The sequence below is a fragment of the Psychrobacter sp. NG25 genome (genome assembly GCF_015234355.1).
In the GTDB taxonomy this organism is placed as follows: Bacteria; Pseudomonadota; Gammaproteobacteria; order Pseudomonadales; family Moraxellaceae; genus Psychrobacter.
Genome location: NZ_JADGMV010000004.1, coordinates 255950 through 271990, shown reverse-complemented (window position 1 = coordinate 271990; position 16041 = coordinate 255950). Strand labels below are relative to the sequence as shown.

Below are 16041 nucleotides of genomic sequence, written 5' to 3'. Positions count from 1 at the left end.
TATAAGGAGAATGAGTGGAAGTGAGTAGCAGTATTAAAGAACGAAATCATTAAAGAGTGAAAGCAATGCAGACAGTAAATAGAGTATTCCTGACACGTTCTCTGATTTATACAGGATTGACTGTATCAGAACACAGTGAACAGCCCTACTCGACAATTTCGATAGAAGTACCAAGCGTTACTGCTGCCATAATCTCATCCATCTCGTCGTCAGTAACGGCGATACAGCCATCGGTCCAATCATATTTTTGATTGATAGCAGCCAAATGACCAAAGCCATTCATCTGACCATGAATCATAATATCTCCACCTGGACTGACACCCAGTTGCTTGGCGTGTGCTTTATCGGCAGCATTGGGGTAGCTGATATGGATAGAGCGATGGGCAATAGAGTTCTCGTTTTTATAATCTAATGTATAGATGCCAACTGGGGTGCGCTGATCGCCCTCTTGCTGTTTATGTCCAACAGGACTATCGCCCAATGCAATGTGATACGTACGAATCACGTCATCGCCACTCAATAATTGCAAACGGCGTTCGGATTTATCAACGAACACCTTATCAATCACCACATCAGCGATAGGCTGGTTATTTGGATTATCAAAGGTACTATTACTCGCAGACGCGCGTGTCATATAATTAAAAACGCTGCTGCTGATAACCGTAACCACTCCAAGACCAACCAAGATAAGTAATAAATGATGAGTACGATTACGCAAGAATGCCATGAGTTGACCCTTTATGATATTAATAACGTTAAATACAGTTAATCATAATGTATCAAAGCATGGCGCTTGCTAATGTGTAAATAATATGGAAAATGGCAAATACTCAGTCATTCATTCAAAACAGATAACTACACCATACGAATCGCGCCATCTAAGCGAATGACTTCTCCATTTAGATAGGCATTATCAATGATATGGACAGCCAATTTAGCAAACTCATTTGGCGCACCCAAACGCTTAGGATAAGGAACACCTGCCTCTAGCTGCTCACGAGCTTTTTCAGGAATAGTATCCATCATCGGTGTGGCAAATACACCAGGTGCGATAGTCATCACGCGAATACCATGACGAGCCAACTCACGCGCTAACGGTAAAGTCAGACCGACCACGCCCGCTTTAGATGATGAATAACTGGCTTGCCCCACTTGCCCATCAAAGGCTGCGATAGATGCGGTATTGATAATAATGCCTTGATCTGAATTCTTTTCAACACTGCTATCATTAACCACGCGCTTAGCGATACTGGCCGCGACCAAGCGTGCCACGTTAAATGAACCGACTAGATTGATATTAACACCGCGGCTGAATGAATCAAGGTCTGCTGGATTATTGTCACGATCCAGCAGCTTTTGTACGACAGCGATACCTGCACAGTTGATAGAACCTTGTAAGCCGCCAAATTCTCTTTCGGCCATATCCACAGCCGCTTGCACCTCATCACCACTGGTGACATCACAGCGCACAAAGCGTGCATTATTGCCTAGCTCAGCGACCAATGTTTGCCCAGCTGACTCGTTTAGGTCAGCGATAACGACATTGCCGCCTTGCTCTACGATAGCACGAGCCACTGACTCGCCTAGACCTGATGCACCACCCGTCACCAAAAAGCTGTGTTTTTCAATTTGCATAATTATTCCTTTAAATTGCTATTTTTATTAAATACTTTTATATGGATAGATTATCGCGCTGTTAAAGAATTTATAAAGACCTTATGTGGCAGACAGACTACGTAGTAAGAAGCGCTGAATTTTGCCACTTGGTGTTTTGGGTAATTCTGTCACAAACTCAACCTCACGCGGATACGCATGAGTGGATAGACGCTTACGTACCAAATCTTGGATTTCTTTGGCAATCTTCTCACTCCCAGTGATACCGTCTTTTAGCACCACATAAGACTTGATGGTATGCCCGCGCACCTCATCTGGCACACCAACGGCTGCTGATTCTGCGACTGCGTCGTGTTCGAGTACCGTATTTTCGACATCGGTCGGCCCTACTCGGTAACCTGCAGTAATAATGATGTCATCATCCCGTCCTGAGAACCAATAGCTGCCATCACTGTGGCGCTCGACCACATCGCCTGTCAGATAGTAATCATCTACAAAGGCTTGTTTTTCGTTCCAGCTATAGCCACGGAAATAAAATGCAGGTGATTGGCTGACCACGACTGCTAGCTGTCCTTGCTCACCATCAGGCAATACTTGCATGTCATCATTTAATACCACCAATGTATGCCCCGGTAACGCCATACCCATCGAGCCAACGGGACTCTTATGTGCCAGTGCATGATGGGCACAGCAAGTCATACCCGTTTCTGTTTGCCCGTATTGGTCTTTCACTTGGCAGCCCAGATAGGTTTCTAGCCAGCTGACGACTTCAGTATTGAGTGTCTCTCCTGCTGAATTCGCACAGCGTAGAGATAGTTTGGCATTGGCATCGTTATGTGAATGCTCAAACACACCGCTAGATTTCATCATACGAAAGGCAGTCGGTGAAGACGCCAAATTGGTAATCTGATGACGCACCATGAAGTCACGGGTATGAGTAGCATCAAAGCCCGCTTCATTGAAATAAGTAGTGATACCTAACAATAAGGGCCCCGTAATGGCGTAGTACAATCCATACGCCCAACCAGGATCGGCCATATTCCAATAATTATCATCGTCGCGCAAATCAATCGCATAGCGCATATACAGATAAAAAGTAGATAACGCGGCCAATGGAACGCTGACGCCTTTTGATTTACCGACTGTACCTGAGGTAAACATTTGCAAAAATGGTGCATTAGTATCAAGCGATACAGGTGCTAGAGTTTTTGATTTCGCTGCCATTGACTCGGCATAGTGATCATCACCCCAAGTCTGAGCATCCTCTACGCTACCTACCATGACCATTTTGGTTTGATCGGCCAAATCTTCAAATTTGCCACGGTTTTCTTGATTGGTAAAAACAACTTTGGTATTGGCTTTGTCCATTCGATACTTAATTGAATCATAACCAAACGCGGTGAATAACGGCTGGTATACGGCTCCGATACGCCAAGTTGCTAATACAACGATGAGTAACTCAGGCGTACGCGGTAGCATGGTCGCGACTTGGTCACCGACTTGTACGCCATAAAACAGTAGTAAGTTAGCGACTTGCGCACTCGCCGCATCTAGCTCAGCAAAGCTCATACGAGTCACGTTGCCGGAGGTATCTTCATGTACGAGCGCAATGTTATCACCGCGACCGTCACGTACATGACGACCACAGCAAGCCATATAAGCATTCAGACGATCGTCCACATGCTTACCAAAGATTTCTGACAGCAGCGCGTTCATGTCGAAGTTATTATAATAATCAGTATAGTTTTTTGGTGTGATAGTAGCGTCTACATCAACGATCGTAGCAGTTTGAAAGGCCGTATTCATAAGCTAATCCTTTAGCAATAACAGATAACTGGTAAAATGGTGATTGTAAAACGGTCACATCCTATAGACCGTTTAATATCTTCGTATTTATCATGTCCTATTAGTAACGCATTTTTATGTTTATTTCAATACATAACGTATCACTTTCATAGTAAATACTAATTTTTATAGAAATATAAATTCATTCTATAGCCAATGTGCCATTACTTCGATACAAGGAGTATCATCCTAAGTGATGTCTAGTATGGCTAGCAAGGTGAACGTCCTAAGGTTTTATAGTGAGCCTACTATCGTATGCTTAAAAAGCCTAGTAGCGCCTTTTCTTCACTGCTTTGATGTTTTTTGGTACGTCCACGATGGGCATTTTTGTACAGCTCAAAAAACTGACCCGCTAAAAATTGATCGATAACGACGGGATGAATATAAGATGCGCGGCATACAGTCGGCGTATTACCTAGCTCTGCTGCCACACTTTTTACCATATCAACGACCAGTTGCTGGCGCTCAGCGCTTTTAGGCTCACTGGCTAATATTGTTTTTCCATGTGCTGTTTGTAGCTCATCATATAAATGACTGACTGCGAGGACACTGGCCATCCAAGTCCGGAAATCCTTGGCGCTATACATATTGCTATTGCCATCACTACAGCCGGTATGGGTGCGTATATAATCATTGATATCGGCGCTGTCGACGACTTGCTTAACACCGCTATCATCTAAGTATTTAAATATCTGATAGCCAGGTAATTCAGAACATGCCTGTACAATGTCAATCAAACGCTCGTCTTGTAGCTCAATATGGTGCTCTTTTGCACTTTTTCCGACGAAATCAAACGCCAGTCCATTGTCCGTTTCATTTACATGCTTGCTGCGTAGCGTGCTTAAACCATAACTTTTATTAAGCTTCGCATAACGGCTATTGCCAATACGAATTAAGGTAGTCTCTAACAGTTTGACTACCGCGGCGAGCACATTAGCTCGTGACAAGGGTTTCGCATCCAAATCTAATTCAACCTGAGCACGTAGATTCGGTAGCGCCTCTGCAAAGCCAATCATGGCATCAAACTTCGCTCGATCACGTACGCGATCCCACTCTGGATGATACAAGTATTGTTTGCGCGCTTTGTCATCACGTCCTGTCGACTGTAGATGCCCTGTTTCATCTTGGCATATCCAAACGTTTGACCACATCGGTGGTATCACCAACGCATCAAAACGCTTGCGCAATGCTTTGTCTTTGACCGTGTTACCAGTGGCATCCTTATAAGTAAAACCGCGACCCCAGCGTCGGCGCTCATAACCAGGCTCATTATCACTCACGTAGCGCAAATTCGCCAAACGAGCCAGATGTTCATAGTTATGGCGCACATCTACTGCTGTATCTGCCTGATGATTTACCTTGGTCATAAAAATACTCGTCTCATAAAATAGTCGTTTTAGCATAATTAATGACGGCTATTTTTACTGTTTACTTGCCACGGGCAAAGTGTAATCCTGTGTAAAACTAAGCGGATGGCAGGGTTCTCAACTATTGAATTTTAGGTCATAATTTAACGACTATCAAAACTTAAGTTGAATAATACACAATGAAAAACACTTCTATGAAAATCACTTCATTATCTAATGCAGATTACGACTTTTGGTTAACATTGTGGCAAAACTACCTAACCTTTTATGAGACCAGCTTGCCCATGAGCACGACTGACACAACATGGCGCAACTTGCTAGATAGCAATGTACCTATTTATGGATTTGGCGCATGGCAGGGTGATACATTGGTAGGTATCACTCATGTGGTGCTGCATCCCAGCACTTGGACCAGTACTGGATGTTGCTACCTGCAAGATTTGTATGTTAGTGAATCTATTCGCGGGCAAGGTATTGGAAGGGCCTTGATTGAATATGTGTATGACTTTGCTACTCAAAAAGGCTGCAACCACGTCTATTGGAAAACACAAGAAAGTAATGCTGATGCACGCCAACTATATGACAAAGTCGCAAGCTTAACGGACATGGTGCAGTATCGTAAAAACCTATGATTTGTACTACCTGTCTTATAGTTTATAATGAATGAGCAAATAAAAAACGCCAAGTGTTAAACACTTGGCGTTCTTTGTATCAATACGACTTTAGATTAAAGCAGCTTAGACATTATTTACCGTAAACGCATAGATATGCTGTTTCTACGGCCACTTTTACTTGAAACTTCTGATTGGCTTCAACCGTAAACTGCTCGCCAGCATTAAAAGTTTGCCACTCGTCACTTTCTGGCAACTTAACGGTCAACGCGCCGCTCACCACACTCATGGTTTCAAATTCGCTAGTACCAAACTCATACTCACCAATTTCCATGACACCGACAGTAGCAGACTTAGTCGCTGTCTGAAAGGCGATAGAAGTCACTTTATCATCAAAATAATTATTAACGCTTGGCATAATTTTCCTTAATTAAATATTGATTACTATTTTAAAACGGCTGCTTATTTAAAACGGCCTTTTACAGTCCTGCTTTTAGACTCGCTTCAATGAACTGATCGAGGTCACCATCTAGTACAGCACCAGTGTTAAAGGTTTCAACACCAGTACGCAAGTCTTTGATACGAGAGTCGTCAAGTACGTACGAGCGAATTTGACTGCCCCAGCCGACGTCAGACTTACCATCTTCCACCGCTTGCTGTGATTCCATACGTTTTTGCATTTCCAGCTCATACAGCTTAGCACGTAGCATTTTCATCGCAGTGGCTTTGTTACCATGTTGACTACGCTCGTTCTGACAAGTGACGACCACACCACTTGGCTCATGGGTAATACGTACCGCAGAATCTGTCGTGTTCACATGCTGACCACCCGCGCCAGATGAGCGATAGGTATCGATACGCAGGTCAGCCGGATTGATATCAATCTCGACATTATCATCGATTTCAGGTGAGACAAACACCGCAGCAAACGAGGTATGACGACCATTATTACTATCGAATGGCGACTTACGTACTAGACGGTGGACACCAATCTCGGTACGCAACCAACCAAAGGCATAATCACCCTTAATCTCAATCGTAGCTGACTTAATACCCGCGACGCTACCTGATGACACTTCAATCACGTCAACTTTGAAATTATGCGCCTCTGCCCAGCGTGTATACATACGCAGCAGCATCTCAGCCCAATCCTGTGCTTCTGTACCACCACTACCTGATTGGATATCCAAGTAGCAGTTATTTGGATCCATCTCTCCGCTGAACATCCGGCGGAACTCTAAGTCAGCCACACGTTTTTCAGCATTATCTAGCTCGGTCTGCACATCAGCGAGCAGTGATTCATCGTCTTCTTCTACCGCCAGCTCTAGCATGGCAGACGCATCTTCTAATGTCGTCTCAAGTGACACTACCACATCGATGACACCATCAAGATAGCTTTTTTCTTTATTAATCTTGGTCGCTCGCTCTGGATCGTTCCACAGCTCAGGATTTTCTAATTCCAAATTGACTTCTTCTAAGCGCTCTTGCTTACCATCGAAGTCAAAGATACCTCCGCAAGTCCTGCCCACGCTCTGATAAATCTTTGATTTGCTCTTGATACGGATTGATTTCCATAAATGTTCCTGTTTTTTTAAATAATTATCTAACGGATATGCCGTTATTTTAAATGAGATTGAGGCTAAATAGTTGGCTAATTAGTACCGCTTATATATTAAATAGCGTTAAATAACCTAAATCGACCAATCTTCTACTGCCCAGTGATGCGCTAACGCATGAGCATGTAGCGCATCGTCCGGCGACACACAAATTGCCACATCCGCCCATTCAAGTAATGGAATATCATTTTTAGAATCTGAATACGCATATGTTTTCTCAAAGGTAACCCCAGCCAACTGCTGCTTATTCACCCATTTGTCTAGATGATATATCTTACCTTCTTTAAAGTTGGGCTTGTCCGCTAACTTGCCCGTATAACGCTCGTTTTTTATCTCAAGCGGTGTGGATAACACATTGGCGGCTTCTATACCGAAACGTTTGGCAATGGCAGACACCACAAAATCATTGGTGGCAGAGATAATCACCACAGCATGACCCTTCTCAATGTGTTGACACAACACTTCCATCGCTTTTGGACGAATATGCGGTTCGATTTCGCGTTTGATATAATCTTCACGCAACTCATGCAAACGCGCCAAGGGTAACGTGGTCAAAAACTGGGCGACAAATTCATTGTACTCGGTGGCATCGAGCGTGCCTGCTATATATTGCTCATAAAATTCTTGATTGGCGGTGCGATATTGCGCCTCATCGACCAGACCATTATTAACGATATATTCACCCCACAGATAGTCGCTGTCGACATCGAGCAAAGTATGATCTAAATCAAATAGTGCCAGTTCTTTTTTAGTGTTTTGGGTGTGAGATGCTTGCATAGCGAAGCCTTATTATTTTTTGAAAAATTTGAGGGTGAGTAGGATTAATGGTCATTAAGGGTTATATCGACCATATTTGCTCTGAAGCCTTCAATATAGTCGGTTTTATGGATATAACGTTTACTCAGTAAATTTGCTAGAACACTACTGTTTGCTAGACATAATTATGGTAAATTATTTCTTTAGCCCATTTTATAACGGGTCTAGAGGACTTAATAAGCAACCCAGAGAACCTTATGAAAGCATATGATAACAAAACCAGCTTACCTAATAGACCGCACCGCCCAGCTCGCTCTATCAGAGAGATCAGACAACGTCGATTGGGTGATGCTTATCAATCACCTTTAGACCGTGTGTTCTATGCGCTCTTGAATGGCTTGATGTATGGCTTTGGTGGCTTACTTATCGACCTTGCCATTGTTGTCATTCGCTCAATAGCTGGTCTTGGTAATGGTGAAATTTTTTGGCTATTCACCCCATTTATGCTCGCGCTTGGCGTATTGATAGGACTCATCGTTGGTAAAAACGCAGGTGCTGAGAGCGTCAACGCATTACATATCGACGAAACTGCTAACCATAATCCTTATCTCGATGACACCTCTATCAGTCATGATATTTTTCGCGGACTCATTATAGGTATCATTATCTTTGCCGTTATTTGGCTGGTTATGATGCTCATGGCATAACCACTGGCATCATATTATAAGAATATAAAAAGGATGGAACAATAGACTACCATCCTTTTATTTTTATTCACTACTGATCGCTTCCGCTGTACTGATCGCTCGCCCCGTACTAATTAATCAGGCATTGCGATTTCTTTTAAGCCTGTTTTAAACTTCTGACAACGTTCCGCATAATGCATCGCTGACAATTTCAGCATCGAGGCTTGCTCATCTGTTAATGTTTTCACCACTTTTGCTGGTGCGCCCATCACTAATGAGTTATCTGGAATAACCTTGCCTTCCGTCACCAATGCTTTAGCACCAATGATACAGTTTTTGCCGATTTTGGCATTATTTAATACCACTGCACCAATACCAATCAAACTGTTATCACCGACTTCGCAGCCATGCAGCATCGCTAAATGCCCAATGGTGACATAATTGCCGATTTTCACCTCAATACCTGCATCAGTATGAATCACACTGTTTTCTTGCACGTTGCTATAGTCACCGATATGAATCAGTTCATTGTCACCGCGGAGTACCGCACCAAACCAAATATTGGCTTGATGTCCCAAGTACACATCGCCGATAACTTGCGCAGAATCTGCTACCCAACCATTAAAAGGCAGAGCAAATTTAGGCACCTTGTCTAAATATTGATAAATCATAACCACTCCTTGTTATTGTTTTTCATACCGACCTAATGATAGACAGCTGTCATTCTATATCAGTCAATAATACCCTCTATTGTGGCAAAGCCTTCTATCAAAATCTAGTGCTATTCAGCCTAGTATGATGGTTGTACCAGTCATCGTAAGAAGTATCTAGTTCCACTTAGGCTATTATGACCGTTGTAGCTACTCATTTAGAACAAGTAATCACTTAGAAAAAATCACCCTTTAGACCGTAAGAATAGAAAAATCACTCGTCGCAATTAGAGTGTTGGTTATCATATACTGTTTTTCACATATTGTTTTTCAGAAATCTTTTATAAACAATTATTTAACAGATAGTATATTGTATATTTACGGTAGACGAGGAATCCGTGTCCGTTAAGTTAGAAAATCGACTGGCTATCTGCGTGTATATTGTATATAATGCGCAAAATCTGTGCCTAAGCGAGCGGACATGATGCAAGTTACCTATTCACTATCTAGTGGGTTTTGTAGTTTCCATCAATAATGTCTTCTCGCTTTTTTGTGGAAAAATTTTGGGTTTAGCTGTTTTTTATTCTTAATTCATAGTCATTATCGAGATATAAAAAGCTGCGTTCAATCCGAAATTTAATCATGAGAAATTACGGCACTCACCAATAACAGCGGAGGCAAACCTTGAATTCATCGGCAGAAATACAAGCAATTTTGGCATTAGCAGACGGTACGATTTTTCGCGGTGTGAGTATCGGCAGTCTCGGTCATCGTGTCGGTGAGGTGGTGTTTAATACAGCCATGACAGGGTATCAAGAAATCCTAACTGACCCAAGCTATGCTCGTCAGCTAGTGACCCTAACCTATCCGCACATCGGTAATACTGGTACCAATAGCGAGGACACAGAGTCTGGTAATGGTCATCAAGTATGGGCAGACGGTCTCATCATTCGTGATGCCACCATGGTTACCTCAAACTTCCGTAACTCAGAATCATTGAGTGACTACTTACAAAACCATGATACCGTCGCCATCGCTGAGATTGACACCCGTCAATTGACTCGTCTACTACGTGATAAAGGCGCTCAAAACGGTTGTATCATGACAGCCTCTAATGGCGAGACTATTAGCAGTGATGACGAGCAAAAAGCCATCAAATTGGCGCAAGAGTTCGCCGGTATTGAAGGCATGGATCTGGCAAAAGAATGCTGTACTAAAGAGACGTTCGAATGGACAGCAGGTACATGGGATTTATCAGATACCCTACTTAACCGTGATGCCGTTGGTAGCCATGATAGCGGTACAGGCGGATTTTTCAAGCAACTGGGCACACACGTTGAGCACAAATTTAATGTAGTCGCCTATGACTTTGGTACCAAGACCAACATCTTGCGCATGCTCGTAGATCGCGGCTGCCATGTAACGGTCGTGCCAGCACAAACGCCTATCGCTGACGTGCTAGCGATGAATCCAGACGGTATCTTCTTATCGAATGGCCCTGGTGACCCTGCCGCTTGTGGCTATGCTATAGACAGTGTGCGTCATATCATTGAACAAACTGACGTGCCAACGTTTGGTATCTGTTTAGGTCATCAGCTGGTCGGTCTTGCCAGCGGTGCAAACACCATCAAAATGAAAACTGGCCATCATGGTGCTAACCATCCAGTACAAGATGTGGCAGCTGGCACGGTTATGATTACCAGCCAGAACCATGGTTTCGCAGTTGATGAAGACACGCTACCTGATAATGTTAAATCTACCCATCGCTCATTATTCGATGGTACCAACCAAGGGATTGAGCTGACCAACAAGCCAGTCTTTAGCTTCCAAGGTCATCCAGAAGCCAGCCCTGGTCCACATGATTGCGCGCCATTGTTTGATAAATTTGCTGAGATGATGGCAAAGGCATAGTCAATGTTGAAATTAGTTTTAGCAATTTTGTTCTTGATATCTTTTTCAGTAGCTAATGCTGATGATAGAAGAAATTTATTGCCTGAAGATACAAAAGAGCAGGTTGCTAAACTGGTTGCCAATAATTCAATTGACACACCTATTACTTTAGGAGTTTTAGTCGCTAACAATCCAAAATTTTACAATAAAAGAGCAGACGCTGAAAAAATTTCTAATGCTATTTTAGGTTTATACGATTACAGCGGTTATCTTAAGCAATTTCGAACTAACATGAACGAGCATGATCCTATAGAAAAGGTGACTGCTCCGCATCAAAAGGCATATTTAACATGCCTACAAAATAATTGGACTCCAAAAAAATATGCAGAGCATCTGCTAACTTATAGCTTAATATATGTAAATTCCATTAATGATGAAGAGTTAAACGAAAAATTGTTGCTATTAAATAATCAGCTAATAAAGGATTACTATAGTCTTTTAGCTCAGACTTGGGAACATTCATTAAAAGCAATGAATGATAATGACTCATCTCTAAAAACCTTGCTAACAAAGGATGAGCAGCAACTCAACAAGATGTTAAAAAACCCTCGACTTTTGAAACTTCTACAAAATATTCACGAGTCTCCAGGTTTACCGTTTTTAACAAATTATCCAATGCTGACCACTTTCGAATTTGATAATGGTATTTTAGCAAAATTTATAAATGGGACTGCAACCATATGTACTGCTGATTTTAATAAAGAGTTCTATAAAATGCTTGATAGAAAATGAATTTTTATAGAATGCAACTCAACTATCTAATCTATACAAATTTTAAATAAATCTCAAACCGCCAAAATAGGACTTAAAAATATTATGCCAAAACGTACCGACATAAAAAGCATTCTTATCATTGGCGCAGGCCCTATCGTCATCGGCCAAGCATGTGAGTTTGACTACTCAGGCGCGCAGGCGTGTAAAGCACTAAAAGAAGAAGGTTACCGCGTCATCTTGGTCAACTCAAACCCTGCGACCATCATGACCGATCCTGTCATGGCTGACGCGACCTACATCGAGCCAATTACTTGGCAGACTGTGGAGCAAATCATTGCCAAGGAACGTCCTGATGCTATCCTGCCAACGATGGGCGGACAGACAGCGCTAAACTGTGCATTAGATTTAGATAAGCATGGCATATTGACCAAGTATGATTGCGAACTGATTGGGGCGACCAAAGACTCAATCGAGATGGCAGAAGATCGCAACTTGTTTGATAAAGCAATGAAGCGTATCGGCCTTGAATGCCCACGCGCCGAAACTGCCGAAACCATGGAAGAAGCGTTTGCCACCCAAGAAAAAATGGGTTATCCATGTATCATTCGTCCTTCATTCACCATGGGTGGTTCAGGCGGCGGTATCGCGTATAACCGTGACGAGTTCATTGAAATCTGTGAGCGCGGTTTTGACTTATCTCCAAACCATCAATTGCTTATCGATGAGTCATTGATTGGTTGGAAAGAATACGAGATGGAAGTGGTTCGTGACAAAAACGATAACTGCATCATCATCTGTGCCATCGAAAACTTTGACCCAATGGGCGTGCACACGGGCGACTCTATTACGGTTGCACCTGCGCAGACTTTGACGGATAAAGAATACCAAATCATGCGTAATGCTTCATTAGCAGTACTACGTGAGATTGGTGTTGAAACTGGCGGCTCAAACGTACAGTTCGGTATCAACCCTGATACAGGTCGCATGGTCGTCATCGAGATGAACCCACGCGTATCGCGTTCATCAGCATTGGCATCAAAAGCCACTGGTTTCCCGATTGCTAAAATCGCGGCAAAACTGGCGATTGGTTATACCCTAGATGAATTGCAAAACGACATCACTGGCGGCAAAACACCAGCAAGCTTTGAGCCTGCGCTTGATTATGTTGTGACCAAGATACCTCGTTTTAACTTTGAAAAATTCCCGCAAGCCGATAGTGTTTTATCAACGCAGATGAAATCAGTCGGCGAAGTGATGGCGATTGGCCGTAACTTCCAAGAATCTATGCAAAAAGCATTACGTGGTATGGAAACTGGCAATGATGGTTTTGATGAGCAAATTGACTTTGCCGCTATCAAAGACGGTAGCCTTAGTACTGACAAAGCCCGTAGCGAGATTCATAATCGCTTAACCATTCCAACGCCTGAACGCATTTATTATATTGCGGATGCTTTCCGTATCGGTATGAGCGTCGATGAGGTCTTTAATCTTACCAAAATCGACCCGTGGTTCTTGGTACAGATCGAAGACATCGTAAAAGCTGAAGCACAAGTTAAAACTTTAGGTTTTGGCGGTTTAACTGAAGACAACTTGCGTCGCTTTAAACGTAAAGGTTTATCAGATTTACGTCTAGCCAAATTGCTTGGTGTCTCGCAAAAGCAACTGCGCAAAAAACGTTGGGATTTGAACGTTTATCCAGTCTATAAACGCGTGGATACTTGTGCGGCAGAATTCTCTACCAGTACCGCTTATATGTACTCAACGTACGACAGCGAATGTGAAGCCAACCCAACCAATAACAAAAAAATCATGGTTATCGGTGGTGGTCCTAACCGCATCGGTCAAGGTATCGAGTTTGACTATTGCTGTGTACACGCTGCCCTTGCGATGCGTGCAGACGGCTATGAGACCATCATGGTCAACTGTAATCCAGAAACGGTTTCAACTGACTATGACACCTCTGACCGTCTCTACTTTGAGCCAATCACGTTAGAGGACGTGCTAGAAATCGTCCGTATCGAAAATCCTGATGGCGTCATTGTACAGTTCGGTGGTCAAACGCCATTGAAACTGGCTCGCTCCCTTGAAGCTGCTGGTGTCAAAATCATTGGTACTAGCCCTGATGCGATTGACCGTGCTGAAGACCGCGAACGCTTCCAGCATATGATTCAACAATTGAATCTTGTCCAACCAACCAATGCCTTAGCGACTAGCTTAGAAGACGGCTTGGTTAAAGCAAAAGACGTTGGCTATCCATTGGTTGTACGCCCATCTTATGTACTAGGTGGCCGCGCGATGGAAATCGTCTATAACGAAGATGAGCTAAGACATTATCTGCGCACTGCGGTACAAGCATCAAACGAAGCACCAGTATTGCTAGATCGCTTCTTAGATGATGCCATCGAAGTCGATGTTGACTGTGTTTGTGATGGTACTGACGTCGTGATTGGCGGCATCATGCAGCATATCGAACAAGCGGGGGTTCACTCTGGTGACTCAGCCTGTTCGCTACCGCCTTACTCGCTATCTAAAGAGTTATGCGATGTGATGCGCGCACAGACCATTGCTATGGCTAAAGAGCTGGGCGTTATCGGCCTGATGAACGTACAGTTTGCCGTAAAAGGTGAAACTATTTATATTCTTGAGGTCAATCCACGTGCTGCCCGTACCGTACCATTTGTCTCTAAATGCATTGGTACCTCATTGGCACAAATTGCTGCTCGCTGTATGGCTGGTACGTCGCTCAAAGACCAAGGCTTTACCAAAGAGATTGTTCCTGCATTCTATGCCGTTAAAGAAGCGGTCTTCCCATTTGCTAAATTCCCTGGTGTCGATCCAATCTTGAGCCCTGAGATGAAATCAACAGGTGAAGTAATGGGCGTTGGTAAAACCTTTGGTGAAGCGTTCTACAAAGCCATCATCGGTAGTAATGAGCGTCTGCCAGGTCTACCAACTGAGGGCGAAACCAAAACCGTCTTTATCTCAGTACGTGACAGTGACAAAGCGCAAATCGCTCCAATCGCGCGTCAGCTTGTAGACTTTGGCTTTGACATTGTGTCTACCACTGGTACACAAAAAATACTGAGCGATGCTGGTATCGAATGTAAGCAAATCAACAAAGTCACCGAAGGCCGTCCGCATATCGTCGATGCATTGAAAAATGGTAACATTGACCTTATCATCAATACGACTGAGGGCAAGCAGGCACAAGAGGATTCATTCTCTATCCGCCGCAGCGCGCTACAAGGTAAAGTATTCTATGTCACGACATTGGGCGCGGCAGATGCCATTTGCAAATCTTATTCGATTGACTTGCCATTCGAAGTTTATAAGCTACAAGATTTACATGAACAAGCAAAGACTATTGCCTAGCTCTATTGACTTGGCTGAATAATTTCAGTAGATTAAGCATAACAGTCAGGCTTATGTAAAAGCTCATGCGAAATTGGTTTTTATATGACAGTAATGCTCTAATCAAACAATACCTTTGAAAAGACAGACCCAAAAAGCATAGTGGCTAAACTGCGACTATGCTTTTTATTACGTAAGGTTAAGTGTGCATTAGTGGAGCATAAATACGCTCATACATAACCATTCGTATGCTAGTTATGCAGCCTAAACCACTCTCTTTTTATATTTTATACCCATTGCAATAATCCCAACACCATCTCACTATTCACTAAGAGTAGGAGATGGTGTGGTGTTATTGGTTCAAGGAAAAAACATGCAACGTTATCCCATGACTCCGCAAGGACATGAGGCTCTAGAAGCCGAATTAAAACAGTTAAAAAGTATCGACCGTCCACGCATCACAGCTTCTATTGCTGAAGCTCGCGAACATGGCGATTTAAAAGAAAACGCTGAATATCATGCAGCACGTGAGCAGCAAGGTTTTTGTGAAGCACGTATCCGTGATATCGAAGCCAAACTTGGCGGCGCACAAGTTATCGATCCTTCGACGCTACCACAAGAAGGTCGTGTGGTATTTGGTGTGAGCGTTATCATCGAAAACATGGATACCGAAGAAGAAAAACAATACCAAATCGTTGGTGATGACGAAGCAGACTTTAAAGCGGGTAAAATCTCTGTCAACTCGCCAATCGCTCGTGGTCTTATCGGTAAGTCTGAAGGCGATGAAGCCCGTATTGAAACGCCAAAAGGCGTGGTCGAATATGAAATTATGAAAGTCATATACAACTAATATTGACGAACAGCTTGGCTTAGTAGTTCAC

At 43.1% G+C, this 16041-nt stretch carries 14 protein-coding genes; 6 read left to right on the top strand and 8 right to left on the bottom strand.

The window, feature by feature from the left end:
- Window positions 1-145 precede the first annotated feature (145 nt).
- The 4 genes from IPZ60_RS08245 to IPZ60_RS08230 form a co-directional block, all read right to left on the bottom strand.
- Complete coding sequence (locus IPZ60_RS08245) at window positions 146-727, bottom strand: murein L,D-transpeptidase family protein (RefSeq protein ID WP_194197323.1); 582 nt, start codon at window positions 725-727, stop codon at window positions 146-148.
- Between the two features lie 128 nt (window positions 728-855).
- On the bottom strand, window positions 856-1635 hold the full coding sequence (locus IPZ60_RS08240; protein ID WP_194197322.1) for an SDR family NAD(P)-dependent oxidoreductase: 780 nt from the start codon (window positions 1633-1635) through the stop codon (window positions 856-858).
- 81 nt (window positions 1636-1716) lie between these two features.
- Window positions 1717-3420, bottom strand: a complete 1704-nt coding sequence (locus IPZ60_RS08235) for an AMP-binding protein (protein WP_194197321.1) — start codon at window positions 3418-3420, stop codon at window positions 1717-1719.
- Window positions 3421-3707: 287 nt separating this feature from the next.
- A complete protein-coding gene (locus tag IPZ60_RS08230) occupies window positions 3708-4826 on the bottom strand; it encodes a DNA topoisomerase IB (RefSeq protein WP_194197320.1) in 1119 nt (372 codons plus the stop codon).
- Window positions 4827-5020: 194 nt separating this feature from the next.
- On the opposite strand from IPZ60_RS08230, the gene IPZ60_RS08225 reads away from it, so the two are divergent.
- Entirely contained in the window at window positions 5021-5458 is a 438-nt protein-coding gene (locus tag IPZ60_RS08225) for a GNAT family N-acetyltransferase (RefSeq protein WP_227669288.1), read from the top strand.
- Window positions 5459-5570: 112 nt separating this feature from the next.
- Here the strand turns inward: IPZ60_RS08225 and IPZ60_RS08220 are convergent, their stop codons facing one another.
- From IPZ60_RS08220 to IPZ60_RS08210, 3 genes are all read right to left on the bottom strand, one after another.
- Window positions 5571-5855, bottom strand: a complete 285-nt coding sequence (locus tag IPZ60_RS08220; RefSeq protein ID WP_194197318.1) for a pyrimidine/purine nucleoside phosphorylase — start codon at window positions 5853-5855, stop codon at window positions 5571-5573.
- Between the two features lie 61 nt (window positions 5856-5916).
- A protein-coding gene (prfB, locus tag IPZ60_RS08215; RefSeq protein WP_194197317.1) for a peptide chain release factor 2 occupies window positions 5917-7012 on the bottom strand; the annotation gives its coding sequence in 2 pieces (ribosomal slippage) (window positions 5917-6939 and window positions 6941-7012; 1095 coding nt in all).
- Between the two features lie 116 nt (window positions 7013-7128).
- Window positions 7129-7830: an HAD family phosphatase gene (locus tag IPZ60_RS08210; protein WP_194197316.1), complete on the bottom strand. Its 702-nt coding sequence runs from the start codon at window positions 7828-7830 to the stop codon at window positions 7129-7131.
- Window positions 7831-8066: 236 nt separating this feature from the next.
- On the opposite strand from IPZ60_RS08210, the gene IPZ60_RS08205 reads away from it, so the two are divergent.
- On the top strand, window positions 8067-8516 hold the full coding sequence (locus IPZ60_RS08205; RefSeq protein ID WP_194197315.1) for a hypothetical protein: 450 nt from the start codon (window positions 8067-8069) through the stop codon (window positions 8514-8516).
- 113 nt (window positions 8517-8629) lie between these two features.
- Here the strand turns inward: IPZ60_RS08205 and IPZ60_RS08200 are convergent, their stop codons facing one another.
- On the bottom strand, window positions 8630-9166 hold the full coding sequence (locus IPZ60_RS08200) for a gamma carbonic anhydrase family protein (RefSeq protein WP_194197314.1): 537 nt from the start codon (window positions 9164-9166) through the stop codon (window positions 8630-8632).
- 663 nt (window positions 9167-9829) lie between these two features.
- Here IPZ60_RS08200 and carA point away from each other — a divergent pair.
- From carA to greA, 4 genes are all read left to right on the top strand, one after another.
- The gene (gene carA / locus IPZ60_RS08195) at window positions 9830-11056 is read left to right on the top strand and encodes a glutamine-hydrolyzing carbamoyl-phosphate synthase small subunit (RefSeq protein WP_194197313.1); all 1227 of its coding nucleotides are present in this window, start codon (window positions 9830-9832) and stop codon (window positions 11054-11056) included.
- A 3-nt stretch (window positions 11057-11059) separates the two neighbouring features.
- Window positions 11060-11827, top strand: coding sequence for a hypothetical protein (locus IPZ60_RS08190; RefSeq protein WP_194197312.1), 768 nt, complete (start codon window positions 11060-11062; stop codon window positions 11825-11827).
- Window positions 11828-11911: 84 nt separating this feature from the next.
- Window positions 11912-15181: a carbamoyl-phosphate synthase large subunit gene (gene carB, locus IPZ60_RS08185; protein ID WP_194197311.1), complete on the top strand. Its 3270-nt coding sequence runs from the start codon at window positions 11912-11914 to the stop codon at window positions 15179-15181.
- A 352-nt stretch (window positions 15182-15533) separates the two neighbouring features.
- The gene (gene greA / locus IPZ60_RS08180) at window positions 15534-16010 is read left to right on the top strand and encodes a transcription elongation factor GreA (RefSeq protein WP_110922744.1); all 477 of its coding nucleotides are present in this window, start codon (window positions 15534-15536) and stop codon (window positions 16008-16010) included.
- Window positions 16011-16041 lie beyond the last annotated feature (31 nt).